Below are 23,513 nucleotides of genomic sequence, written 5' to 3'. Positions count from 1 at the left end.
CCCTCCCGGGCCGCCCCGGCGATGCTGGTCATCGCCAGCCGGATCTCCTCCGGCAGCTCAGGCAACCCGGCGGCGTCGGTCGTGTCAGCGAGGCGAACAGTAGGTACGGTCTTCATGGCGGTCCCTTGCTCCTTCTTCGAGGTGTACTTGGTCGTTCACCCGAAGACCTACCATCTGGCGGGCATCAGGTGAGGGACCGCCACCTCAAATTCCACGAAGACCGGGACAACCTCCGGCAGGGACCGCAGGGTCCTACCCCCTGTTGCTGGTATGTGGATTCTTCCTGGGCATCGCTGGAACGGTTTTCGCGGTTGGTATCCCATTCGCCAACAATTGGTACGAGGCATCACGCCGCGGCTTTGCTACTGGCGTGTTCGGCATGGGAATGGTTGGTACCGCCCTGTCGGCGTTCTTCACACCGCGGTTCGTCCGCTGGTTCGGTTTGTTTAGCACTCACGTCATCGTCGCGGTTGCGCTCGCGCTGACCGCGGTTGCATGTGCCTTGGTGATGCGGAATTCCCCGAGCTTCACCCCGAATACCGGACCGGTAGTGCCGAAGCTGATCGCCGCCGCGAAACTACCGGTCACGTGGGAGATGTCATTCCTGTACGCGGTGGTGTTCGGTGGATTTGTCGCGTTCAGCAACTATCTGCCCACCTACATCAAGACGATCTACGGATTCTCGGCGGTCGACGCGGGCGCGCGCACCGCCGGCTTCGCGTTGGCCGCCGTGTTGGCCCGACCGATCGGCGGAGCACTGGCCGACCGGATCGCACCCAAGTATGTGGTGCTGACGTCGTTCGCCGGCACCTCGGTGATGGCGCTCGTCGCGGTAGTCCAACCACCGCCGGACGTGTGGTCGGCGGCGACATTCATCACGCTGGCCATCTTCCTCGGAGTCGGTACCGGCGGCGTCTTCGCATGGGTGGCGCGGCGGGCACCGGCACAATCGGTGGGCGCGGTCACCGGAATCGTCGCTGCGGCCGGCGGGCTCGGCGGCTACTTCCCGCCGCTGGTGATGGGCGCGACCTATGACTCCGTCGACAACGACTACACGATCGGCCTGCTCCTGCTGGTAGCCACCGCACTCATCGCCCTCGGCTACACAGCGTTGCGACTACACGCGCACGAACCTGTTGCTCAGCAAACCAAGGACTCGACATGACGTCGACAACACCGCGTGCCGGCGGGCCGATCGAGGAACTCCTCGCGCGCAGCGGCCGGTTCTTCACCCCCGGCGAATTCTCCGACGACCTGCGCACCGTGACCCGTCGCGGCGGCCGCGACGGTGATGTCTTCTACCGGGACCGCTGGAGTCACGACAAGGTGGTGCGCTCAACGCACGGCGTGAATTGCACAGGGTCCTGCTCGTGGAAGATCTACGTCAAGGACGGCATCATCACCTGGGAGACCCAGGAGACCGACTACCCGTCGGTGGGTCCGGACCGGCCCGAGTACGAACCCCGCGGCTGTCCGCGCGGCGCGGCGTTCTCCTGGTACACGTACTCGCCGACGCGGGTGCGTTACCCCTATGCCCGCGGCGTGCTAGTCGAGATGTACCGCGAAGCCAAAGCGCGGCTGCATGACCCAGTGCTCGCGTGGGCCGACATCCAGGCCGACCCGCAGCGCCGACGGCGGTATCAGCAGGCCCGCGGTAAGGGCGGGTTGGTGCGAGTGACGTGGACCGAGGCGACGGAGATGATCGCGGCCGCCCACGTTCACACCATCAAGACCTATGGGCCCGACCGGGTGGCCGGCTTCTCGCCCATTCCGGCCATGTCGATGGTCAGCCACGCCGCGGGCTCGCGGTTCATCGAACTGCTCGGCGGTGTTATGACGTCGTTCTACGACTGGTACGCCGATCTGCCGGTGGCGTCACCGCAAGTGTTCGGCGACCAGACCGACGTGCCGGAGTCCGGGGATTGGTGGGATGCGTCGTATCTGATGATGTGGGGCTCCAACGTGCCGGTGACCCGTACACCCGACGCGCACTGGATGACCGAAGTCCGCTACCGCGGCACCAAGGTCGTCAGCGTCAGCCCCGACTACGCCGACAACACCAAGTTCGCCGACGAGTGGATGCCTTGCGCCGCGGGGACGGACGGCGCGCTGGCCATGGCGATGGGCCACGTGGTGCTGTCGGAATACTTTGTCAAACAACGTGTTCCGTTCTTCGTCGACTATGTGCGCCAGTACACCGACCTGCCGTTTCTGGTCAAGCTCGAGGACCGCGACGGCAACCTGGTGCCTGGCAAAATGCTCACTGCGGCCGATCTGGGCGGTGACGCGGCCGAGGTGGAGAACGCCGCGTTCAAGCCGGTGCTGGTCGACGGGGCGACCGACTCGGTGGTGGTGCCGCGCGGCTCGCTGGGATTCCGCTTCGGCGACGACGGCGTGGGCAAGTGGAACCTCGAACTCGGTGATCTGGTGCCGGCGCTGACTGTGCTGGGCGCGCAGGGCGGTGCGGCGGCATCGATCGCGCTGCCGCGCTTCGACAGTCTCGACGGGCACGGCGAAACGCTGACGCGCGGTGTGCCGGTACGCCAGGTGGGCGAGCACCGGGTCTGCACGGTGTTCGACCTGATGCTGGCCCAGTACGGAGTGGCCCGCCCCGGATTGCCCGGGGACTGGCCCACCGGCTACGACGACGCGGACCATCCCTATACGCCGGCCTGGCAGGAATCGATCACCGGGGTGGCGGCGACACAAGCGATCCGGATCGCGAAGGAGTTCGCTCGCAACGCCGAGGAATCCGGCGGACGATCGATGATCATCATGGGTGCCGGAATCTGCCAGTGGTTCCACGGCGACGCCACCTACCGGGCGGTGCTGGCGCTGGTGCTGCTGACCGGCGCGATGGGTCGCAACGGTGGGGGATGGGCGCACTACGTCGGGCAGGAGAAGTGTCGGCCCGTCACCGGGTGGGCGGCGATGGCGATGGCCACCGACTGGGTGCGGCCGCCGCGGCAGGTGCCGGGAACCTCGTACTGGTACGTCCACACCGATCAGTGGCGCTACGACGGCTACCGGGCCGACGCGCTGGCCAGCCCGCTGGGGCGGGGTCGGTTCCGCGGCAGACACACGATGGACGTATTGGCCTCGGCCGCGGCGATGGGCTGGAGCCCCTTTTACCCACAGTTCGACCGCTCCAGCCTCGACGTCGCCGACGAGGCAGCCGCAGCCGGATGCGAGAACGCAGAAATCCCCGGCTACGTCGCCGAGCAGTTGGCGTCCGGAAAGCTGAAGCTGGCAGTCACCGATCCCGACAACCCGGCGAACTGGCCACGGGTGCTCTCGGTTTGGCGCGCCAACCTGTTGGGTTCCTCGAGCAAGGGCAACGAATACTTCCTGCGTCACCTTCTCGGCACCGACTCCAATCTACAGGCCAGCCCCACTTCAGAAACGTTGCGTCCCAACGACGTTGCCTGGTCCGACGACATCCCGGAGGGCAAGCTCGACCTGATGATGTCGATCGACTTCCGTATGACGTCCACCACGCTGCTGAGCGATGTGGTGTTGCCGGCGGCGACCTGGTACGAGAAGTACGATTTGTCCAGCACCGACATGCATCCCTACGTGCACGCGTTCAATGCGGCCGTCGACCCGCCTTGGGAAGCTCATTCCGACTTCGAGGCGTTCGCTGCGGTGGCACGGGCGTTCTCGGCGTTGGCGAAAAAGCATCTGGGTGTGCGCACCGACGTGGTGATGGGCGCCATGCAGCACGACACTCCCGGCGCGATGGCCTATCCCGGTGGCGTCGAACAGGACTGGCGCACCACAGGAGACAAACCGGTGCCCGGGAAGACCATGGGCCCGTTGGCGGTGGTGGAACGAGACTACCCGGGGGTGGCCGAGCAGTGGGCGGCGCTGGGACCGCTCGTCGAGCGGTTGGGGTTGACCACCAAGGGGGTCACCACGCGCCCGGATAGGGAGGTCGGCGAACTCGCCGCCAAGTTCGGTGTGATGAACACCGGTGTGGCTGCGGGACGTCCGGCGATCACCACCGCGGAGCGCATGGCCGAGACGATCCTCGCGCTGTCGGGAACCACCAACGGCCGACTCGCCGTCGAAGGGTTCCGCGAGCTGGAGCGGCGTACTGGGCGGCCGTTGGCGCACCTGGCCGAGGGCAGCGAGGAGCGCCGCATCACATTCGCCGACACGCAGGCACGCCCGGTGCCGGTGATCACCAGCCCGGAATGGTCGGGCAGTGAAACCGGGGGGCGCCGGTACGCACCCTTTACGGTAAACATCGAGGAGCTCAAGCCGTTTCACACGCTGACCGGCCGGATGCACTTCTACCTCGATCATGACTGGCTCGAGGAACTCGGCGAGCAGCTGCCGATCTACCGGCCACCGCTGGACATGTCGCGGCTGTTCGGCGCGGCCCCGGTGGGCCAGGGCGGAGCGGACGGGATCGGTATCACAGTGCGGTACCTGACACCGCATTCGAAGTGGTCGATCCACTCGGAGTACCAAGACAACCTGTTCATGCTGTCACTGTCCCGGGGTGGTCCCACCATGTGGATGAGTCCGGCAGATGCCACGAAAATCGAAGTGCAGGACAATGATTGGGTCGAGGCGGTCAACCGCAACGGCGTGATCGTGCTACGGGCGATCGTGTCGCACCGGATGCCCGAGGGGGTGGTGTTCGTCTACCACGCCCAGGAGCGCACGATCGACGTTCCACTGTCGGAGACCACCGGCAAGCGCGGCGGCATCCACAATTCGCTGACCCGCTTGCTGATCAAACCCAGCCACCTGGCCGGCGGCTACGCGCAGAACGCGTTTGCGTTCAACTATCTCGGTCCCACTGGTAACCAACGCGACGAGGTGACGGTGGTTCGCCGTCGCAGCCAAGAGGTGGTGTTTTAAGTGAAAGTCATGGCCCAGATGGCGATGGTGATGAACCTCGACAAGTGCATCGGGTGTCACACCTGCTCGGTGACCTGTAAACAGGCCTGGACCAACCGGCCCGGCATGGAGTACGTCTGGTTCAACAATGTCGAAACCCGCCCAGGCCAAGGGTATCCGCGCACCTACGAAGATCAGGAGCGGTGGCGCGGAGGGTGGGTGCGTGACCGCAAGGGCCGGTTGCGGCTGCGCGACGGCGGTCGGCTGAGCAAGCTGTTCCATATCTTTTCCAACCCGAAGATGCCCAGCATGGACGACTACTACGAGCCGTGGACCTACGACTACGAGAACCTGACGAACGCGCCGCTCGGTGAGCACATGCCGGTGGCACCGCCGCGCAGCCTGATCAGCGGCGAGCCGATGAAGATCGAGTGGTCGGCGAATTGGGACGACAGCCTCGGGGGCTCACCGGAAATCCTGTCGGGCGACCCGGTACTGGCGCAGGTGAGCGAAAAGGTCCGGCTGGAGCTCGAGCAGACTTACATGTTCTACCTGCCCCGCATCTGCGAGCACTGTCTGAACCCGTCGTGTGTCGCATCCTGCCCGTCCGGCGCGATGTACAAGCGCGCCGAGGACGGCATAGTGCTCGTGGACCAGGACCGGTGCCGCGGCTGGCGCATGTGTGTGTCCGGATGTCCCTACAAGAAGGTGTATTTCAATCACAAGACCGGCAAGGCCGAGAAGTGTACGTTCTGCTATCCACGCATAGAGGTCGGTCTGCCGACGGTGTGTTCGGAAACCTGCGTCGGCCGGCTGCGTTACCTGGGCCTGGTGCTCTACGACGTCGACCGGGTGTTGGAGGCAGCGTCGGTGGAGAAGGACACCGACCTGTACGAGGCGCAGAAATCTGTCTTGTTGGACCCCAAGGACCCCGCGGTCATAGCCGGGGCACGCGCCGAGGGCATCTCTGAGGAGTGGATCGAGGCGGCGCAGCGATCACCGATCTACGCGCTGATCCACAACTATCAGGTGGCGCTGCCGCTGCATCCCGAATACCGCACCATGCCGATGGTCTGGTACATCCCGCCGCTGTCTCCGGTGGTCGACGCCGTCGCCCGTGACGGCCACGACGGCGAGGAGCTGGGCAACCTGTTCGGCGCGCTGGAGGCGCTGCGGATTCCGATCGAGTACCTCGCCGGGCTGTTCACCGCGGGCGATACCGCGGTGGTGGAGGGCGTGCTGCGTCGGCTGGCCGCGATGCGCTCCTACATGCGCGACATCAACCTCGGCCGCGAAACCCAGCCGCACATTCCGCAGGCAGTCGGGATGACCGAAGAGCAGATCTACGAGATGTACCGCCTGCTCGCACTGGCCAAATACGACGAGCGCTACGTCATACCGACGGCATACATCGCCGACGCGCATGCGCTGGAATCTCAATCGCTCGAGGAGCCCGGCTGTTCGCTTTCGTTCGAGGGGGGGCCCGGTATGTACGAGTCGGGGCCGTTCGGTGAGGCCAGCGGCGACCCGGTACCGGTGGCGGTGGAGACGTTTCACGCTCTGCAGCATCGGCAGACCGCCGACGGGATTGGGGTCACCGCCGAGAATCCGTCGCGGGTGAACCTGCTCAACTGGGACGGGCGCGGCGTGCCCGGCGGCATGTTCCCCGGCGGGCCGCAGCAATGAAACTGCTCAGGCGCGAACGCCAACACACACTGGAGCACCGACTGGTGTGGCAGGCGGCCTCGCTGCTGCTGGCGTACCCCGACGAGCAGCACATCGGGCGGTTGGCCACCGTCGATGAGCTGCTCGCAAACGTGTCAGGCAGCCCGGCCGAACTGCTCGGCCGGACTGTGGTGGCATTGCGGGACGCCGATCCGATGCGTGCGGCCACCGACTACGTCGACACCTTCGACCTGCGGCGCCGGTCGACCATGTATCTGACGTACTGGACCGGCGGCGACACCCGCAACCGCGGCAGCCAGATGCTGTCCTTCACGCGCGCCTACCGGGCCGCCGGGGTGGGGCCGCCGCGCCGCGAAGCGCCCGACCATCTGCCGGTGGTGCTGGAGTTCGCCGCTACCGTCGACCCCGAGGCGGGCCGGCGATTGCTCGTCGAGCACCGGGTGCCGATCGATGTATTGCGCGACGCGTTGGAACGATCGGGCTCGCCGTATGCGCACGCTGTTGCCGCGGTGTGTCAGACGCTGCCGACGGCGACCGACCGGGACATCGAGCGCGCTCGGCGACTGGCCACGGCCGGGCCGCCGGCCGAATCGGTTGGGCTGGAACCGTTCACGTTGACCGTGCCACCGCGACGCGCACAGGGAGATTGAGATGATTTCGGGATGGGTTATCTTCTGGGATGTCGTCCCCTATGTGACCCTGGCGATCGTCGCGGTCGGAATCTGGTGGCGCTACCGCTACGACAAGTTCGGCTGGACGACCCGCTCGTCGCAGCTCTACGAATCGCGACTGCTGCGTATCGGCAGCCCAATGTTTCACTTCGGAATCCTGGTGGTCATCGCCGGCCACATCATCGGTTTGGTCATCCCCGAATCGTGGACCGACCTGGTCATGACCGATCACGTGTACCACATTCAGGCCATGGTTCTCGGTGTCGTCGCCGGGGTCACCACCCTGGGGGGCATTGCGCTATTGGTGTTTCGCCGTCGCACCACGGGTCCGGTGTTCTTGGCCACCACCGCCAACGACAAGGTGATGTATCTGGTGCTGGTGCTGGCGATCGTCGCTGGTTTGGCATGCACGCTGATCGGGGCGACGCCGGTCGGCGCGGAGCATGACTACCGCGAGAGTGTGTCGCCGTGGTTCCGGTCCATCTGGATCCTGCAGCCGCGCGGTGATCTGATGGTGCAGGCGCCGTTGTGGTTCCACATTCACGTAATGATCGCACTCGTCTTGTTTTGCCTATGGCCGTTCACCCGGCTCGTGCACGTGTTCAGCGCACCGATCGGATACCTGTTCCGTCCCTACATCGTCTACCGCACCCGCGACGCGGCCAACGACGCGCTCGTGGGCTCACACCCGCGGCGTCGGGGTTGGTGACGCAGGATCAGTGCGGGACCAACGCGTCGAGTTCCGGTGCGTCGCGACCGTTGAGACGTCGGTGCATGGACTTGGCGATCCTGGCGGCCTGAACCTTCGCCCGCTGCGCGGCGGGACCGTAGTACATTTCGTCGACCGTGCGCTCCCACAGTGAAAGCCAGCGCGCGAAATGATTAGCGCACAATGGATGTCGCTCATTGAGTTGGCGATGAACCAGCAGCGCGCTGCCGTGGTAGAGCCCTGCGCGGAACAGAACGGTTTCCCAGAAGTCGCACATCACCGGCAAATGGGACTCCAGCCCTTTCGCGCGTAACTCGCTAAACGGTTCGGCCAGGACATCGTCGGCGAACACCCGACCGTAGAAGCGCCGGAGCAAAACCTCGACATCGTCGCGAGTGGCCAGGTCCGACATGGGAAGCCTTTCTATTTTTTACAACTCATATTGTGTAAACTCTAGCGTATGTCGACGGTCAAGACAGTGAGCGCCTCATCACAGCGATCCGACCGACGCGAAGACGTACTGGCCGCAATGAGGGGCGCGGCCAGCGCGACGACAATTGTCGAGATCGCGGATCAGCTTGGGGTGCACCCCAATACCGTCCGATTTCACTTGGAAACCCTGGTCGCCGAAGGCAGAATCGAAACCGTCGAGCCGGAGGAAAAGCGCCGCGGCCGGCCGCCGCTGATGTTCCGCGCGGTCCGCAGAATGGACCCCGGCGGCTCGCGACGCTATCGGTTGCTCGCCGAGATCCTCACCGTCGCACTGGCCGGCGAACGCAACGCCAGCGTCAAGGCGCTCGAGGCGGGCCGCGCGTGGGCAAGCCGGGTCGCCGGTCCGACGCGTAAGCCACCAGGTGTGCGGCAGTCGATCAATCGGCTGATCGCCCTGCTCGACGACCTGGGGTTTGCGCCCCAGCGGCTGGTAGCCCACGGCGAAGTTCAAGTCGGACTGCGTCATTGTCCGTTCCTCGAGGTGGCCGCGGACAAGTCGGCCATCATCTGTCCGATCCACCTGGGACTCATGCAGGGCGCGTTGGACGCGTGGAATGCGCCCGTCACTGTGGAGAGGTTGGAGCCGTTCGTCGAGCCTGACCTCTGCTTGGCCCACGTCACGATGGAAAGGCCGGCCTCATGAGTTCGGGTCCAGCCGTCGCCGCCGCGCTGACGTTCGTCTGGCTTGGCATGGTTTTGGCCATCTCTTTCCTCGAGGCGCCGCTGAAGTTCCGGGCTCCCGGGGTCACCCTGCAGATCGGACTGGGCATCGGCCGGTTGGTCTTTCGCGCGCTCAACAGCACCGAGGTGCTGATCGCTGTCGGCATCCTTGTGGCGCTGGCACCGAGTCGTCCGTCCGTCGGCGTTGTCGTTACGCTCGCAATTGCCTTCGTCGCTCTGGTCGTCCAATTGGCCGGTGTGCGGCCGCGATTGACGCGCCGCTCCGACGCAGTGTTGGCCGGTCAGAACGCCGCCCGCTCCCGTGCCCACTACATCTACGTGGCACTCGAGGTGATCAAGATTGTCGCGTTGGTTTTCGGCGGAATTCTCCTGCTGTCGAGCTGAGGCCGCTTCAGTGCTGGGATTCTCGGGCGCCGAATCTCTAGACTGCGACCATGACCGGTAAACCGATGGATGTCCTTTCAGCAGAAGAGAGCTGGAGCCTGCTGTCGAGCATGACGCTGGGCAGGCTCGTTACCTGCGTGGACGGCTACCCGGAGATTTTTCCCGTCAACTTCGTCGTGCAAAACAAGACCGTGCTGTTCCGCACTGCGGAGTACGCCACCAAGCTGTTCACCGTCGTGATGAGCGCCCATGTGGTTTTTGAAGCCGACGACCACAACGTGTCGGAAGGCTGGAGCGTGATCGTCAAGGGCGCGGCGCAGATGCTCCACACCGGCGCCGAGATCGAGGAAGCCCAGCGAGCACAACTCCTGCCGTGGACAGCCGGCTCGAAGCCGCGCTATGTGCGGGTGCACCCGTCAGAGATAAGCGGCCGACGCTTCGGATTCGGCTCTGCAGTCGAGGACAACTGACCCTTCGATAGGGACCTTTGCCCCTGCCGCGGCGCTCAAAGACGGCCGACAGTGGATTCATGGAGCAATTGACAATGCTTGATGCGGGGTTCCTTCAGGCCGAGGACTCCGACCGCCACGTCAGCCTCGCGATCGGCGCCGTCGCAGTGCTTGCCGGGCCGATGCCCAGCTTCGATTCGCTGATCTCGACCATCGGCGAGCGCGTGATGTCGGTGCCGCGGTTCAGGCAAGTCCTGCACACCCAGCCGTTGGACCTCGGCGCTCCCCGTTGGGTGGACGACAACGACCTCGACATCTCCCATCACATCCGGCGGGCGGCGCTGCCGGGTCCTGGAGACGATGCGGCACTGTCCCGCTGGGTCGCCGAGATCATGGAGCGCCGTCTCGATCGTGACCGCCCCTTGTGGGAATGCTGGGTCGTCGGTGGCCTGGCGAACAACCGGTGGGCGATCTTGATGAAGGTCCACCACTGCATCGCCGATGGTATAGCGGCGACGCACATGCTCTCCCGGATCTGCGACGACGGCGCGGGCGACACCTTTGCAACCCAAATATGCGCCGCGCACCAGCCGGCGCGCGGACTGCGACTGCCGGCGCTCACACTCAACCCGATCGAGTGGTTCGCCGGAGCGTGGCGCACGTCGCTTGGCGTGACGGCCGCCGCGGCGCACGCCCTGCAGGGAGCCGCGGAGATCGCGAGCGGTCTGCTGCGTCCTGCGGCGTCGTCGTCGCTCACCGGACCGCTGACCAACATGCGGCGTTACGCCTCGGTCGAGGTCTCGCTGGACCATGTCGCAAAGATCTGCGCCGGGTTCGGGGTGACCGTCAACGACGTTGCGCTGGCAGCGATCACCGATAGCTATCGTGCGATGCTGCTTCGTCGCGGAGAGCGACCACGGCCCGATTCACTTCGCACTCTGGTGCCGATCTCTGTGCGGTCGGCCGACGCTGCGGACAAGACGGACAACCGTGTCTCGGTCATGTTGCCGTGCCTTCCGGTGGAGAAGGCCGATCCTGTCGCCCAGTTGCAAACTGTGCACGCCCGACTCACGCGAGCCAAGGCGAGTGGACAACGTCAGGCCGGCAACATCTTCGTATCCGCGGCGAAGGCCATCCCCTTCCCGGTAACGGCGTGGACGGTGCGAACGTTGACTCGGCTGCCGCAGCGCGGTGTCGTCACGCTGGCCACGAACGTGCCGGGACCGCGAAAGCGCTTGCGGGTCATGGGCCGGGAGGTCGTCCGGTTACTTCCGATTCCGCCGTTGGCACTACAACTACGCACGGGCATAGCAATCATGAGTTACGCCGACCACCTCGCTTTCGGAATCATCGGCGACTACGACGCGGCGCCAGACGTCGACGAGCTCGCACGCGGGATCGAGCGTGCAGTCGCACGGTTGACGACCGTCAGCGCAGGCCATTGGCGCTCCACGCCCGTCGGAACGCTTGCACTGGTCCAAGGGGGTTGATCGCAATGTCGAAAGCTCAAGAACTCGATGTCCTGAACCGCAGGCAATGTCTCGATCTGTTGCAAGAGGTTCGGGTGGGCCGCCTGGTTTTCACCGAGGGCGCGCTGCCCGCGGTGCAGCCGGTCAATTTTCGGTTATGGCGCGACGATGTGGTGATCCGTGTGGCCGGTGGCGCGAAGCTGGCCGCAGCCGCTGAGAACCTCGTCGTCGCCTTTGAGGCAGACGAGTTGGATCCAGACCTGCGCACGGGATGGAGTGTGACCGTGGTCGGGCATGCGCAGCCGATCACCGACATCGATGAGTTGGTCGAAATCGGAGGGACTTTCCTGCAGCCGTGGGTTGACGGCCGACGCGACCACTTCGTCCGGATCCGGACAGAGAGGATCACGGGGCGCCGCTTCCGTGAACCCGGTTTGCCGCAATACCTCAATGCTGCCAATAGCTAGAGGGAGCAAATGGCCACGACCACGCGTGCAGTGGATATTCAGGTGATTGCGAACGCAGTGGAGGTGGCCCGCCGCGCTCGCTCGCTGCACAACAGCCGGCTGGCGTTGGCCGTCAGCGATCCGTGCGCCGCCTCGGTATCGCGACCGCCATCGCGACATCGACTGCATTGGCAGGGCTGGGACGCAACGCAATGCGGCGAGGTGCTCTCGCTCCGCGGATTGGGCGAGCGGCAAACCACACTCGGCGCAGCGATGTGTGCGGTCTAGGGACGAAAGACTCCGCTGGAATGCGACTTCTACAAGCTAGTCTCCGCGCTGGTAGAGGGTGCGGACGGTGTCGATGGTGTCGGCCTCGGCGGGGCTCTTGTCGTCGCGGTAGCGCAGCACCCGCGCGAAGCGCAGCGCCATGCCGCCGGGATAGCGCGATGACGTCTGTACACCGTCGAGCGCGATCTCGACCACTTGCTCGGGCCGCACCTTCACGACATAGCCGTCGGTCGGACCGTCGGCCAGTTCGAGGAAGCGGGCGGTCTGCCAGGCCAGCATCGCATCCGTCATGCCCTTGAAAGTCTTTCCGAGCATGACGAATTCGCCGGTCGCGTCATCCCTGGCGCCGAGGTGGATGTTCGACAGCTTGCCGGTGCGGCGGCCCGACCCCCATTCGACGCCGAGCACCACCAGATCCAATGTGTGTACCGGCTTGACCTTCAGCCAGCCCGCGCCGCGGCGACCGGCCTCATACGTCGTCGTCAGCGATTTCGCCATGACGCCTTCGTGGCCGGCCGCCAGCGTGATGTCGAGGAAATCCTGCGCTGCCTCGGCATTGTCGGTGATCAGCCGGTCGACCCGGTGCTCGTTCGGGACGATCGCGTCGAGAGCCGCAATACGCTGGCTTGTCGGCAGGTCGAGCAGATCCGCGCCGTCGAGATGCAGAAGGTCGAATACGAACACCGACAGTGGCTGGACAGTCCTTGCCGCAGCGATGTCGACCGAACGCCCGAATCGGGACGCGGTGACCTGGAATCGATGTGGACGGCCGTCGGGACGCAGTGCGATGGCCTCGGCATCGGCGATCAAATCGGTGACAGGCAGCGCCAACGTCGCATCCACCACCTCGGGTAGCCGGGCGGTCACGTCGTCGAGGCTTCGCGTGTAGATCCACACGGAGTCGCCGGCACGGTGAACCTGCACTCGCGCCCCATCCAGCTTGGCCTCGAAAACCGCTGTGCCGCCGATACGTTCGAGCGCATCGGCGACGCCGGTGGCGGTCTGGGCTAGCATCGGGCCGACCGGCTGGCCGACCTTGAGGGTGAACTGCTCCAGCGCAGCCTCACCTCCGGTCAGCGCGGCGGCAGCGACCGTGGGCAGATGGCCGCCCAGCATGGCCGCACGCCGAACCGCGGCTGCGGGAAGATCGGCGGCTTTGGCGACCGCGTCGGCCATGACTCCGAGCAGCGCTCCTTGGCGGAGTTCACCGCCGAGCAGGCGGCGCAAGAACGTCTGCTCGGCTTCCGTGGCCTGGCCGAAGAGTCCTGACACCAGCTCGGCGCGGCGAGCTTGGGAGCCCTTGCCCGCGACGGCGCCGATTTCGCTGAAACGGACGTCGACATCCAGGACTGTCAGCGATGCCTCCGGCGCCGGGGCTGGCAGTGTTCGCAGCGCCGCCCAACCGACGCCGATCTGGCGTTGCGGCAGTTCGCCCGACAGCCACGACACGATCACCGCGACCATGGTGGCGTCGCCCCGTTCACCGACGCGGCGGAGCAGGTCGGCGATGACGGCGATCTTCTTGAGCCGGGCCGAGGAGGCGCCGACCTCCGTCGACGCGGTGACGACGTCAAGCAACTGCACGACCTCAGCCTGGCACGGGTGTCAGACATCTCCGAGCAGATCGGTGATCATGGCGGCCGCCCCCCGCGTGGGGCCCCCGCGCCAGCTGGGGACGACCGGTTTTGTACGGCCAATGGCGGCGTGTCGACGTACAAACACGGGCTCTCACTGGAGGGGAGGCATGTGAATTACTTGACGGCGAAGGAGACGGTGTGCCAGCCGGTGGCGCCGTCGGGAATCGGGTCGGCGAGGTCGGCGGTCTGGACAGCACCCGCGTTGTCGGTCGCGCGTACCGAAATTGTGTGGGACCCCGACTGGGTGGCCTGCCACGGGAAGCTCCACAGACGCCAGGTGTCGTTGGCGTAGTTCGCGCCGAGCTCGGCCTGCTCCCAGTCGCCCTCATCGATGCGGATCTCGACGGAGCGCACACCGCGGTCCTGCGCCCACGCCACCCCGCCGAATGTGACGGGTCCTTGCGACACGTCTGCACCGCTGCGTGGCACGTCGATGCGCGATTGCGTCTTGATCGGCCCGCGCGCAGACCAGCCCAGCGGCGTCCAGTATCCCTGCGCGCGATCGAATCGGGTGAGCTCGAGGTCGACGACCCACTTGGTGGCCGACACGTAGCCGTAGAGGCCAGGGACGACCAGGCGTGCGGGGTAGCCGTGTTCGGTGGGAAGCGGCTGGCCGTTCATGCCGATCGCGAGCAGTGAGTCGCGGTCGTCGGTGAGGGCCTCGACGGGGCTGCCCGCGGTGAACCCGTCGATCGACTTCGACAGCACCATGTCCGCATCGGAGTGAATGCCCGCCTGCGCCAGCAGATCCCGCACCCGGTAACCGGTCCATGCCGCGTTTCCGATCAGGTCTCCGCCGACGGGATTGGACACACACGTCAGAGTCACCAGCTTCTCGATGACCTCGAAGGAGTCGAGATCATCGAAGCGATAGGTGATCTCGCGATCGACCATGCCGTGGATCTTCAGTACCCAGTCCGCCCGGCTCAGCTGTGGCACCGACAGGGCGGTGTCGATTCGGTAGAAGTCCTCGTTGCCGGTCACGAAGGACGGCAGTGCAACACCCTGCGGCTGCACAGTCGGCGGAACGGCCGGCGCGGCCACGTCGATCCGCGGGAGCTCGAAGGCTTTGCGGTCGCCCGAGACAGAGGTCGTCAGCCGCGACAGCACGGCGCCACCGACCCCGGTGAGCGCCCCGGCCCCGAGGAAGCCGAGCGTGACGAGCGACAGTCGTCTGCCGCGATCGGGGGCGTCGGCCGAGGGGTCGACGTCGACCTCGTCGGTGAACCGGCCGGAGATCAGCAGTCGCAGCACGGCGACTCCGCACACGGTGCCGATGACCGTCGGCACGATATCGGTGACGGTGGCGCCCGCGCGGGACAGTACGGCTACACAGCCCGCGATCCCGGCCAGCACGATCGCGGCGCTGCCCACCGGAAGGCGGCGCGTTTCGTATTGTGCCGTCACCGCTGCCAGCGCTGCGATCACTCCCACTACGGCCACCGTCAAGAACAGCTTGTCGGCCGTGCCGAAGGTCTGGATGGCCCATTCCTTCACCGGACCGGGGGTGAGGTCGATGACGGCCGACCCGACGGCATTGCGAGCGTCGGACTGGGGCCCGAAGAGAACGGCCAGCAATTGGGTCACGCCGAGCGCGACGGCGGCCGCGGCGACGCCTGCCATCGCTTTGGCGCCACGCGCGGTCATGAAGCCAAGCTACCCACGCACCGACCCGAAAGGCTTACCGAAAAGTGACATCAGCTAGGTTGCTTTACAGTCCGGGCACATTTTGGAAAGGGAGCTCAAATGGAGATCGACGGCAAGAAGGCCATCATCGTCGGTGGGGCGTCTGGCTTTGGCAAGGCGACGGCGGAATTGCTGGCCAAGCGCGGCGCGAGCGTGGCAGTGCTGGACCGCCCGCAATCGAAGGGCAAGGAAGTCGCTGACGCCATCGGCGGATCGTTCTACGAGGTCGACGTCACCGACTTCGAAGGCACGGAGAAAGTACTGCAGCAGGCCATCGACCAGTTGGGCGGACTGCACATCATCGTCACGACTGCCGGCGGCGGCGCCGCAGAGCGCACCGTCAAGAAGGACGGCCCGCACAGCCTGGAGAGCTTCCGTAAGAGCGTCGACCTCAACCTCATCGCCACGTTCAATATCAGCAGGCTGGCCGGGTGGCAGATGAGCAAGCAGGACCTCGTCGATGACGAGCAGGAAGAGCGCGGTGTCATCATCAACACGGCCTCCATCGCCGCCTTCGAGGGACAGATCGGACAGGTCGCCTACACCGCGTCGAAGGCCGGTATCGCCGGGATGTGCCTGACCATGGCCCGCGACATGGGCAGCCTGGGCATCCGCGCACTCGCGATCGCGCCGAGCCTGTTCGCCACCGGTCTGACCGAGGGCATCCCCGACGAGTTCGCCAAGGCGCTGACAAAGGATGCGGCGTTCCCGAAGCGGCTGGGCAAGCCGGAGGAGTACGCGAAGCTGGTGGCCGCGATCGTCGAGAACCCGATGCTCAACGGGCAGTGCCTTCGCCTGGACGCGGGCCAGCGCTTCGCCCCCAAGTAGTAATGGTGATTTCGGTGCGCTAACGATCGCTGAGCGGTCGTAGGCGCACCGAAATCGCAAAATTCCGACTTTGCCGGTATCGCCAAGGCGTGGGCATCTTCGGCCGATGCGTCGAGGCGCCTGCCGGTCGCGCGTTGCCCGCCAAATTTTGATCTTGACGCTAATGTTTGCCCATGCGCATAAGGGTGGCCGCAGTCGCGGCTGTTGTCCTGCTCGTGGCCGGCTGCGGCGGTGGCGTCAAATCGGAGCCGCCGATACAAGGTGAGAAAACGAAGGCCGGGGCGCCAGACACCAGCAACGTCAAGATCGACGGTGACGCGTCGGCACCGGTGAACAAGATCGCAATGCAGGCGATCGCGGACCTGGAGCAGTACTGGGCCGAGCAGTACCCGCAGCTCTACGACAAGGAGTTCGAACAGATCTCCGGCGGCTACTACGCCGTCGCCGCTGACAGTCCTGCTCCGCCGTGCACCACCTCGCCCGAAGAGGTCGCCGGCAACGCCTTCTACTGCTCGACCGAAGACGTCGTCGCGTGGGACGCCCAGCAGCTGCTACCCGAATTGCAGGACAAGTTCGGGCCTTTCACCATCGCGGTGGTGATGGCGCATGAATGGGGCCATGCGGTTCAGACGCGCTCGAACTTCACCGGACGCACTGTCACGAAGGAACTGCAAGCCGATTGCTTCGCGGGCGCATGGTCACAACACGCACAGGACGACAAGGTGTTCGATGTCAACGCCGCCGACCTGGACAGCGCCCTGGCCGGTGTGCTCGACCTGCGTGACACGCCCGGCACATCCAAGATCGACCCGAACGCTCACGGCAGTGGGTTCGACCGGGTCAGCGCCTTCCAGGACGGCTACGACAACGGGCTGGACAGGTGCAAGGACTACCGCGACGACGAGCCGATGGTGCTCGCACTGCCGTTCAACGACCAGGAGGATGCGTCACGCGGTGGCGACTCCCCGTACGACTCGATCATCAACGGGGTGCCCTACGACATCGAGGACTACTTCACTCAGCTCTACCCCGAGATCTCGAACGGTCAGCAGTGGACGCCGTTGCATGCGATAGAGCCGTTCGACCCAGCCACTCCGCCGATGTGCGGGGATCAGTCAGCAGAAGGATATGCGCTGTTCTATTGCGTGCCAGAGGATTACGTCGGCTGGGACAACGTCGACGCGATGCCCGAGGTCTACAACCAGGGCGGCGACTATGCGGTCGTCACGCTGCTCGCCACCCAATGGGGACTGGCGGCATTGACCAGGCTGGGCGACGAGTCCGATGTGAAGACCTCGACGCTGCGCGGCGACTGCCTGGCCGGCGGCTATACGGCGAGCGTGATCCTCTACAACCGTCCCGAGACCAGCACGTATCGCATTTCGCCAGGAGACCTGGACGAAGGCATCAAGGCGCTGCTGGTGTTCCGCGGTGACGGTGATGTCGAACGCCAGGGCGCGGGCTGGGCCCGGGTGGAGGCCTACCGCGAGGGTGTGATCAACGGCGCCGAATCCTGTCTGAACTATCAGGCATAGCTTCATCGCATCGTCGGGGACGTTGTTTGGTCATAACCGGATATTCGCGCTCCTCCGAGCGTTGAGTAGGCGGTGAACCGGATGAGGAGGACCTCGACATGACCGACCCCACCGCAACCGTTGACGTGGCCCAGGTCGCCGCCAAGCACCGCGCAATGTGGGCGTCGGGCGACTATCCGAGACTTGCCGCCGAGCTCGTCGCTCCGCTCGGCCCGGTTTTGGTGGAGGCCACCGGCATCGGGCCGGGTGATCGCGTCCTGGATGTGGCCGCGGGCACCGGGAACGCGTCGATACCCGCCGCCAAAACGGGAGCGAGCGTCATCGCCAGCGACCTGGTCCCGGACCTGTTGGAGCACGGCAGGCAGCTGGCCGCCGACCGAGGCGTCGAGCTGGAATGGCGTGAGGCCAACGCCCATGAATTACCCTTCGGGGACAACGAATTCGACGTCGTGATGTCATGCATCGGCGTGATGTTCGCTCCGTTCCATCAACTCGCCGCCGGCGAGATGGTTCGGGTTTGCAAACCGGGTGGCAGGGTCGGGGTGATCAGCTGGACACCTGAGGGTCACATCGGAAAGCTCTGGGCGACAATGAAGCCCTACGCTCCGGCCCCACCACCCGGTGCGCAGCCACCGCCGCTGTGGGGCAACGAGGACCATGTCCGTGCGTTGTTGGGCGACGGCGTCATCGACGTCGTCATGGAGCGACGGATGCTCACAGTCGACACATTCGCCGACGGCGCTGAGTTCCGCGACTACTTCAAGGCCACCTACGGGCCGACGATCGCCGTGTACCGCAACATCGAAGGCGACGACGACCGCATCGCCGAACTCGACGCAGCGATCGCGCAGGTGGGCGACAGCGTCCTGAGCGAATCGTCGACGATGGAATGGGAGTACCTGCTGCTGACGGCACGCAAGACCTGACACCATGTAGGCATGCCCGATGACGTGCTGCAGCTGCCGACACTGAGCGACGACGACCAGGCTGCGGTGCAGCGTTGGGCGCAACAGCAAGGGCTGGGATCGGCCGTGACCGACGTCGAGCCACTCACCGGTGGGACTCAGAACATCGTGGTGCGGGTGCACATCGACGGGCGCCCGATGGTGCTGCGTCGGCCGCCCCTTCATCCGCGACCCACGAGTGACAAGACGATGCTTCGTGAGATGGCGGCGCTGCGCACGCTCGCGGGTACAGACGTCCCACATCCCGGCTTCATCGCAGGCTGCGAAGACCTCGACGTGCTCGGGGTCGTCTTCTACCTGATGGAAGAGATCGATGGTTTCAACCCGGGCAGCGAGGTGTCCGAGGCCTATATCCGCGACGAGACATTGCGACATGACGTCGGCCCTTCCTACGCCGCGAGTCTCGCGCGGCTGGGGAACGCCGCATGGGAAGACAAGCCGCTCGCAGAGCTGAAACGGCCGGGATCCTTTGTGGAGCGCCAGGTTCCGCAGTTTCTCCGGCTGCTGGAAAGCTACCGGCACGAGCGCTACGATCCCGAATCGCTTGCGGTCACCGACCTCGCTGACTGGCTGCAGGCCAACCTTCCTCCGGACAGCGAGCCGGGAATCATGCACGGCGACCCGCACCTGAGCAATGTCCTGCTCCGCCGGGACCGACCGGAGTTGGCGGCGTTCGTCGACTGGGAGATGTGCACTGTCGGCGACCCTCTGCTGGACCTCGGCTGGATGCTGATCACGTGGCCGCTGAACACCAGCGTCATCACAGCGGGAGGCGCGCTGGCCGCGCACGGTGGTCTCGCCAGCAGGCGGGAACTCCTCGAGGCCTACCGGGACGCCGGCGGGCGCGAGACGCCGAAACTGGACTGGTACATGGCGATGGCGTGCTTCAAACTCGGCGTCGTCATCGAGGGCACCTGGTCGCGCTACCTGATGGGTAAGGCGAGTCGGGACGCGGGAGAGGCGTTGCACTTCAACGCCCAGAATCTGATCGATGTCGGCACCCGGGTGGTCAAGGGCGACAACCCGTTTGAGCTCGACTAGCGGCGTCAGCCGTACGCGTCGACACCAAGCTTGACGGCCAACGCCAGGCCGGCTGCGCCGATCACAAGTCTCATGGGCTTGGCAGGTGCATGACGCACGATGATGGGACCCAGCCGCGATCCCACGAGGCAGCCGAGCCCGAGCGGAATGACCGCCGACCACTGCACCGGTGCGACAAAGACGAATACGACCGCCGCGACGACATTGGCGATACCGAGGATCACGTTCTTGCCCGCATTGGCATGCGCCAGCGTCGCCCCGCCCGCACGCAGCAGGATCGCCAGCAGTAGTACACCCGCGGCCGCGCCGAAATAACCGCCGTAGATACAGATTACGAAGATCGCAGCTGATTCGAGTATCAGCGTCACCGTATGTCTTCGATGGCTGGCAACCGTCGCATCTTTGCGCTGGCGGGCCGGGATCAGAATCGCGACCGAGGCGAACGCGAGAAGGAGCGGAACCACCTTCTCGAAACCCTCAGCGGGCAAGGACAACAGCAGGGCGGCGCCGAGCAATCCACCCAGCACCGCGACCGGGGCGATGCGTTTGAGCCAGGGTCCCTGGCCCTCGAGCTCGGGGCGTGAACCCAGTACCGACCCGATCCCGTTGAACACCACGGCCACCGTGTTGGTCACGTTGGCGGTCACCGGCGGCAGCCCGACCAACAGCAGTGCGGGATACGTCGCGACCGAGGCCAACCCCGCGATGCTGCCGGTGAGGCCGCCGAGCACACCCGCCGCGGCGAGAAAGGCCGCGTCCCACCACGTCATTGCGCGCAAACGTTACTTCGCGGCGGGCAGCGAGGCATCCGCCGGGGGAAATACCTCTGGCCGGGCTGGTGCGCAACCGCGACCGCCTGATGGGCATCGGACAGGCGATCACGATGCCGCTGTTCTTCGCGTCCAACGCGTTGTACCCGGTCGACGTCATGCCACAGTGGCTGCGCTGGCTGTCGGCGGTCAACCCGCTCAGTTATGAGGTCAATGCGCTGCGAGGGCTGCTCATCGGCACACCGACCAACGCTGTGCTCGATATCGCGGTGCTGGTCGTGGCCGCCATCATCGGCGTCGCTGTGGCGTCTTCGCTGCTTCGGCGACTGGTCCGCTGAAATGTGTTTGCACCTTCGTACACAGGCGTCTAGAGTCGCGAACGTGCCGAGGCGACTCGTAGTAGCAACCCGCAGCGGGGTCTGATCCAGACCGACCCCTCGCTGTGGGTCGTCGCTACCTCGTCGGTCACTTCCTCTCAACTGAGAAGACCGGCACATGACATTCGAAACCGCAATCAGCGCACGGCCCTTGAGCGGCGCAGCGTCGTTCGCGACCCACGTGAACGGGCCAATGCCCCGCGGTCTGCGCGAGGAGGCCGATGCGATGTCTTTCGAAACGTTCCTCGATTTATACGCGCCAACCACGGGACCTCTGCGGCTGGGCAAGTGGGACTGCACCGACGCTGAGCGTCCCGCCACCCGGCTGGGCCCGCAGGCGCGCAACTACCAGGCCACGCTGGCCGTTGGAGACCGCATCAGCACGTCGTCGGCCAAGGCGTCCGGACCGGTCGCTGCGCTGACGGAGATGCTCTACGAGCGGGGGGTCGCGGTTGAAATGACCGCCTTTCACCAGTTGCCCATCGGCGAGAACACCGCCACGTTCGTCTGCGGTTCCGACGGTGGGCACTCCGAGTGGGCAATGGGGCTCGCCGACGATCCGACGCAGTCGGCATTGCGCGCGGTGATCGCGTGCGCCAACCGACTGCTGTCGGTGGCTTGATTCACCGCTCCGCGGCGGTGGCTTGACTCACCGCGCCGCAGTGGTGGCTTAGCGCAGGAGCCCGCGCAGAGCCCAACCGCCAAGGACGACCGCTAGCACCGGCACGGTGACCGGTGCGCCGGCACTCGATCGCTTGAAGTCGCCGCGGCGCATCGCGACTGCCCCAGCGGCGCCGTCACCCACGTCGCAGGCCAGACCGGCGGTCAAGAATGCTCGTCGCTGTGCACCGGACGACCGCAGCGTGCCGATGCCGATGACGACATCGCGGACACCGAAAAGCCGCCACGAATAAGCCGATTGGCCGGCATCCGACATCCCGAATACCTGTGCCGTGAGGCGCGGACTGATCCACGCCAACAGCCCGGCCGCGATCCGTCCCACCGCCAACGCGTCGACTGTGCGGTCGGCCAATGAGTGCTGGTTGTTGGTCACGGTCAGCGCAACGGTCGCAACATGATCGGCAGACCGTCCATCGGGACCGGCATACCGCCGTAGTCCCAGGTGGCCTTGTAACCGGGCTTCGGCAACTCCAGGCGGTACTTGCGTAGCAACCGGTGCATGATCGTCTTCACCTCGAGCTGGCCGAACGTCATGCCGATGCACTTGTGCGAGCCTCCGCCGAACGGCGTGAAGGCGTAGCGGTGCTTCTTGTGCTCGTTGCGCGGTTCGGCGAACCGTCCCGGATCGAACGTGTACGGATCGGGGTAGAACTCCTCGAGCCGGTGGTTCATGCCTGGATAGGCGATGACGTTGGTGCCCTTGGGAAGGAAGTAGCCGAGGAGTTCCGTGTCGCGCACGGTGCGCCTCATCGCCCACTGCACGGGGGTCACCAGCCGTATCGACTCGTTCATGACAAGGTCGAGCGTTTCCAGCTTCTCCAGCGACTCGATGTCCACCGGACCGTCGCCAAGCCGGTCGGATTCATCGCGGCAACGGTCTTGCCACTCGGGGTTGGCTGCCAGGTAGTAGGCCATGGTGGTGGCGGTCGAGGTCGAGGTGTCGTGCGCCGCCATCATCAGGAAGATCATGTGGTTGACGACGTCGTCGTCGGAGAACCGGTTTCCGTCCTCGTCTTCGGTGTTGCACAGCACCGTCAGCAGGTCGGACCCTTCGGCGCCGCGGCGCTCAGCCACCCGCGCCTCGAAGTAGTGCTCCAGCAGCTCGCGGGCCTTGAGGCCGCGCCACCACGTGAACGGCGGCACGCTGGTGCGGATGATCGCGTTGCCCGCCCGCACCGTCGTGGTGAAGGCGTTGTTGACCTTGGTGACCAGCTCGTGGTCGGTGCCCGGTTCGTGGCCCATGAACACCATCGAGGCGATATCGAGCGTCATCTGCTTCATCGCGGGATAGAGCAGGAAGCGGGCGTCGTTGGCGACCCAGTCCTGGGCGATGACCTTGGACACCACCTGGTCGACCTGCTCGGTATAGCCGACGAGGCGGGTGCGGACGAACGCCTCCTGCATGATGCGGCGGTGGAACATGTGCTCCTCGAAGTCGAGCAGCATCAACCCGCGGTGGAAGAACGGCCCGATGACCGGAATCCAGCCCTCCTGCGAGTAGTCCTTGCCCTTGTTCGAATAGATGATCTGCGCGGCATCTGGGCCCAATGCGGTGACCGCGGGCAGCACCGGCGAGTCGGCGAACAGCACTGGTCCGCGGGTCCGATAACAGTGCAGCAGGAACTCGGGACCGCCGCGGAACATCTCGATCATGTGGCCGAGGATTGGCAGGCCGGCGTCGCCCATGACCGGCTTGAGTCCGCTGCCCGCGGGAGGCTCGGCCAACGGGTGCTGCGGCCAATCGCGGGCCAGCAGCCGCTTCTCGACGGCACCCAAGCCGGGGAAGTTGGTGATCGACGGGGTGAACCGCCGCTTCGCCTTGTCGAGCAGGTAGTCCTTGGTGCTGATTGATCCACCCCGGCATGTC

The 23,513-nt window shown here is 65.5% G+C and carries 21 protein-coding genes and 2 pseudogenes; 17 read left to right on the top strand and 6 right to left on the bottom strand.

Going from position 1 to position 23,513, the window contains the following annotated elements; all coding sequences use genetic code 11:
- Window positions 1–235: 235 nt before the first annotated feature.
- From CSQ99_RS17215 to narI, 5 genes and pseudogenes are all read left to right on the top strand, one after another.
- A pseudogene (locus tag CSQ99_RS17215) lies at window positions 236–1,165 on the top strand (MFS transporter); the annotation flags it as partial.
- Window positions 1,162–4,872, top strand: coding sequence for a nitrate reductase subunit alpha (locus CSQ99_RS17210; protein WP_099040204.1), 3,711 nt, complete (start codon window positions 1,162–1,164; stop codon window positions 4,870–4,872). The pseudogene CSQ99_RS17215 and the gene CSQ99_RS17210, both read left to right, overlap by 4 nt.
- The gene (gene narH / locus CSQ99_RS17205; protein ID WP_099040203.1) at window positions 4,873–6,537 is read left to right on the top strand and encodes a nitrate reductase subunit beta; all 1,665 of its coding nucleotides are present in this window, start codon (window positions 4,873–4,875) and stop codon (window positions 6,535–6,537) included.
- Window positions 6,534–7,187, top strand: a complete 654-nt coding sequence (narJ, locus tag CSQ99_RS17200) for a nitrate reductase molybdenum cofactor assembly chaperone (RefSeq protein ID WP_099040202.1) — start codon at window positions 6,534–6,536, stop codon at window positions 7,185–7,187. Before narH ends, narJ begins: the two co-directional genes overlap by 4 nt.
- 4 nt (window positions 7,188–7,191) lie before the next feature.
- Window positions 7,192–7,917 (top strand): respiratory nitrate reductase subunit gamma, encoded by a 726-nt coding sequence (gene narI, locus CSQ99_RS17195; protein ID WP_099040220.1) that lies wholly within the window; start codon window positions 7,192–7,194, stop codon window positions 7,915–7,917.
- A 7-nt stretch (window positions 7,918–7,924) separates the two neighbouring features.
- On the opposite strand, the gene CSQ99_RS17190 is transcribed toward narI, so the two are convergent.
- Window positions 7,925–8,329 carry a group III truncated hemoglobin gene (locus CSQ99_RS17190; RefSeq protein WP_099040201.1) on the bottom strand — a complete coding sequence of 135 codons (405 nt, stop codon included), beginning with the start codon at window positions 8,327–8,329 and terminating at the stop codon, window positions 7,925–7,927.
- A gap of 48 nt (window positions 8,330–8,377) precedes the next feature.
- Here CSQ99_RS17190 and CSQ99_RS17185 point away from each other — a divergent pair, with 48 nt between their 5' ends.
- Genes CSQ99_RS17185 through CSQ99_RS17160 form a run of 6 tightly spaced genes read left to right on the top strand, consistent with a single transcriptional unit; the run spans window position 8,378 to window position 12,126 of the window.
- Entirely contained in the window at window positions 8,378–9,052 is a 675-nt protein-coding gene (locus CSQ99_RS17185; protein ID WP_099040200.1) for a helix-turn-helix transcriptional regulator, read from the top strand.
- Window positions 9,049–9,474, top strand: a complete 426-nt coding sequence (locus CSQ99_RS17180) for a hypothetical protein (RefSeq protein WP_099040199.1) — start codon at window positions 9,049–9,051, stop codon at window positions 9,472–9,474. Before CSQ99_RS17185 ends, CSQ99_RS17180 begins: the two co-directional genes overlap by 4 nt.
- A 50-nt stretch (window positions 9,475–9,524) precedes the next feature.
- The gene (locus CSQ99_RS17175) at window positions 9,525–9,944 is read left to right on the top strand and encodes a pyridoxamine 5'-phosphate oxidase family protein (RefSeq protein WP_099040198.1); all 420 of its coding nucleotides are present in this window, start codon (window positions 9,525–9,527) and stop codon (window positions 9,942–9,944) included.
- A gap of 59 nt (window positions 9,945–10,003) precedes the next feature.
- Entirely contained in the window at window positions 10,004–11,413 is a 1,410-nt protein-coding gene (locus CSQ99_RS17170; protein ID WP_099040197.1) for a WS/DGAT/MGAT family O-acyltransferase, read from the top strand.
- Between the two features lie 5 nt (window positions 11,414–11,418).
- Entirely contained in the window at window positions 11,419–11,859 is a 441-nt protein-coding gene (locus tag CSQ99_RS17165) for a pyridoxamine 5'-phosphate oxidase family protein (RefSeq protein ID WP_099040196.1), read from the top strand.
- 9 nt (window positions 11,860–11,868) lie between these two features.
- Complete coding sequence (locus CSQ99_RS17160) at window positions 11,869–12,126, top strand: hypothetical protein (RefSeq protein WP_099040195.1); 258 nt, start codon at window positions 11,869–11,871, stop codon at window positions 12,124–12,126.
- A gap of 36 nt (window positions 12,127–12,162) precedes the next feature.
- Here the strand turns inward: CSQ99_RS17160 and CSQ99_RS17155 are convergent, their stop codons facing one another.
- Both CSQ99_RS17155 and CSQ99_RS17150 read right to left on the bottom strand, forming a co-directional pair.
- Entirely contained in the window at window positions 12,163–13,710 is a 1,548-nt protein-coding gene (locus CSQ99_RS17155) for an ATP-dependent DNA ligase (RefSeq protein ID WP_099040194.1), read from the bottom strand.
- A 167-nt stretch (window positions 13,711–13,877) separates the two neighbouring features.
- Window positions 13,878–15,410 carry a molybdopterin-dependent oxidoreductase gene (locus CSQ99_RS17150; protein ID WP_099040193.1) on the bottom strand — a complete coding sequence of 511 codons (1,533 nt, stop codon included), beginning with the start codon at window positions 15,408–15,410 and terminating at the stop codon, window positions 13,878–13,880.
- Between the two features lie 99 nt (window positions 15,411–15,509).
- Between CSQ99_RS17150 and CSQ99_RS17145 the strand changes: the two genes are divergently transcribed.
- From CSQ99_RS17145 to CSQ99_RS17130, 4 genes are all read left to right on the top strand, one after another.
- Window positions 15,510–16,277, top strand: coding sequence for an SDR family NAD(P)-dependent oxidoreductase (locus tag CSQ99_RS17145; protein WP_099040192.1), 768 nt, complete (start codon window positions 15,510–15,512; stop codon window positions 16,275–16,277).
- A gap of 173 nt (window positions 16,278–16,450) precedes the next feature.
- Window positions 16,451–17,812 (top strand): neutral zinc metallopeptidase, encoded by a 1,362-nt coding sequence (locus tag CSQ99_RS17140; RefSeq protein WP_099040191.1) that lies wholly within the window; start codon window positions 16,451–16,453, stop codon window positions 17,810–17,812.
- A 98-nt stretch (window positions 17,813–17,910) separates the two neighbouring features.
- Window positions 17,911–18,738 (top strand): class I SAM-dependent methyltransferase, encoded by an 828-nt coding sequence (locus tag CSQ99_RS17135; RefSeq protein ID WP_099040190.1) that lies wholly within the window; start codon window positions 17,911–17,913, stop codon window positions 18,736–18,738.
- A 12-nt stretch (window positions 18,739–18,750) separates the two neighbouring features.
- Window positions 18,751–19,818 carry a phosphotransferase family protein gene (locus tag CSQ99_RS17130; protein ID WP_099040189.1) on the top strand — a complete coding sequence of 356 codons (1,068 nt, stop codon included), beginning with the start codon at window positions 18,751–18,753 and terminating at the stop codon, window positions 19,816–19,818.
- A gap of 5 nt (window positions 19,819–19,823) precedes the next feature.
- On the opposite strand, the gene CSQ99_RS17125 is transcribed toward CSQ99_RS17130, so the two are convergent.
- The gene (locus CSQ99_RS17125) at window positions 19,824–20,588 is read right to left on the bottom strand and encodes a sulfite exporter TauE/SafE family protein (protein ID WP_099040188.1); all 765 of its coding nucleotides are present in this window, start codon (window positions 20,586–20,588) and stop codon (window positions 19,824–19,826) included.
- A 56-nt stretch (window positions 20,589–20,644) separates the two neighbouring features.
- Here CSQ99_RS17125 and CSQ99_RS17120 point away from each other — a divergent pair.
- Window positions 20,645–20,926, top strand: a pseudogene (locus CSQ99_RS17120) (ABC transporter permease); the annotation flags it as partial.
- 157 nt (window positions 20,927–21,083) lie between these two features.
- Window positions 21,084–21,587: a 2-isopropylmalate synthase gene (locus CSQ99_RS17115; protein ID WP_176561058.1), complete on the top strand. Its 504-nt coding sequence runs from the start codon at window positions 21,084–21,086 to the stop codon at window positions 21,585–21,587.
- Window positions 21,588–21,635: 48 nt separating this feature from the next.
- On the opposite strand, the gene CSQ99_RS17110 is transcribed toward CSQ99_RS17115, so the two are convergent.
- Together CSQ99_RS17110 and CSQ99_RS17105 are read right to left on the bottom strand one after the other, a co-directional pair.
- A complete protein-coding gene (locus CSQ99_RS17110) occupies window positions 21,636–22,019 on the bottom strand; it encodes a hypothetical protein (RefSeq protein WP_099040187.1) in 384 nt (127 codons plus the stop codon).
- A gap of 2 nt (window positions 22,020–22,021) precedes the next feature.
- The gene (locus CSQ99_RS17105) at window positions 22,022–23,494 is read right to left on the bottom strand and encodes a cytochrome P450 (protein WP_099040186.1); all 1,473 of its coding nucleotides are present in this window, start codon (window positions 23,492–23,494) and stop codon (window positions 22,022–22,024) included.
- Between the last annotated feature and the right edge of the window lie 19 nt (window positions 23,495–23,513).

The sequence above is a fragment of the Mycobacterium neglectum genome, assembly GCF_002591975.1.
In the GTDB taxonomy this organism is placed as follows: domain Bacteria; phylum Actinomycetota; class Actinomycetes; order Mycobacteriales; family Mycobacteriaceae; genus Mycobacterium; species Mycobacterium neglectum.
The sequence above is the reverse complement of the archived record's forward strand: the minus strand, read 5'-3'. Positions and strand labels throughout refer to the sequence as shown.

What these genes read in the sequence shown, in the direction of transcription:
- CSQ99_RS17130 (WP_099040189.1), top strand. Translation starts at nt 18,751, where the DNA reads ATGCCCGATGACGTGCTGCAGCTGCCGACACTGAGCGACGACGACCAG.
- CSQ99_RS17125 (WP_099040188.1), bottom strand. Translation starts at nt 20,588, where the DNA reads ATGACGTGGTGGGACGCGGCCTTTCTCGCCGCGGCGGGTGTGCTCGGC.
- CSQ99_RS17140 (WP_099040191.1), top strand. Translation starts at nt 16,451, where the DNA reads ATGCGCATAAGGGTGGCCGCAGTCGCGGCTGTTGTCCTGCTCGTGGCC.
- CSQ99_RS17160 (WP_099040195.1), top strand. Translation starts at nt 11,869, where the DNA reads ATGGCCACGACCACGCGTGCAGTGGATATTCAGGTGATTGCGAACGCA.
- CSQ99_RS17180 (WP_099040199.1), top strand. Translation starts at nt 9,049, where the DNA reads ATGAGTTCGGGTCCAGCCGTCGCCGCCGCGCTGACGTTCGTCTGGCTT.
- CSQ99_RS17185 (WP_099040200.1), top strand. Translation starts at nt 8,378, where the DNA reads ATGTCGACGGTCAAGACAGTGAGCGCCTCATCACAGCGATCCGACCGA.
- CSQ99_RS17175 (WP_099040198.1), top strand. Translation starts at nt 9,525, where the DNA reads ATGACCGGTAAACCGATGGATGTCCTTTCAGCAGAAGAGAGCTGGAGC.
- CSQ99_RS17210 (WP_099040204.1), top strand. Translation starts at nt 1,162, where the DNA reads ATGACGTCGACAACACCGCGTGCCGGCGGGCCGATCGAGGAACTCCTC.
- narJ (WP_099040202.1), top strand. Translation starts at nt 6,534, where the DNA reads ATGAAACTGCTCAGGCGCGAACGCCAACACACACTGGAGCACCGACTG.
- CSQ99_RS17165 (WP_099040196.1), top strand. Translation starts at nt 11,419, where the DNA reads ATGTCGAAAGCTCAAGAACTCGATGTCCTGAACCGCAGGCAATGTCTC.
- CSQ99_RS17145 (WP_099040192.1), top strand. Translation starts at nt 15,510, where the DNA reads ATGGAGATCGACGGCAAGAAGGCCATCATCGTCGGTGGGGCGTCTGGC.
- CSQ99_RS17115 (WP_176561058.1), top strand. Translation starts at nt 21,084, where the DNA reads ATGACATTCGAAACCGCAATCAGCGCACGGCCCTTGAGCGGCGCAGCG.
- CSQ99_RS17190 (WP_099040201.1), bottom strand. Translation starts at nt 8,329, where the DNA reads ATGTCGGACCTGGCCACTCGCGACGATGTCGAGGTTTTGCTCCGGCGC.
- CSQ99_RS17170 (WP_099040197.1), top strand. Translation starts at nt 10,004, where the DNA reads ATGGAGCAATTGACAATGCTTGATGCGGGGTTCCTTCAGGCCGAGGAC.
- CSQ99_RS17150 (WP_099040193.1), bottom strand. Translation starts at nt 15,410, where the DNA reads ATGACCGCGCGTGGCGCCAAAGCGATGGCAGGCGTCGCCGCGGCCGCC.
- CSQ99_RS17135 (WP_099040190.1), top strand. Translation starts at nt 17,911, where the DNA reads ATGACCGACCCCACCGCAACCGTTGACGTGGCCCAGGTCGCCGCCAAG.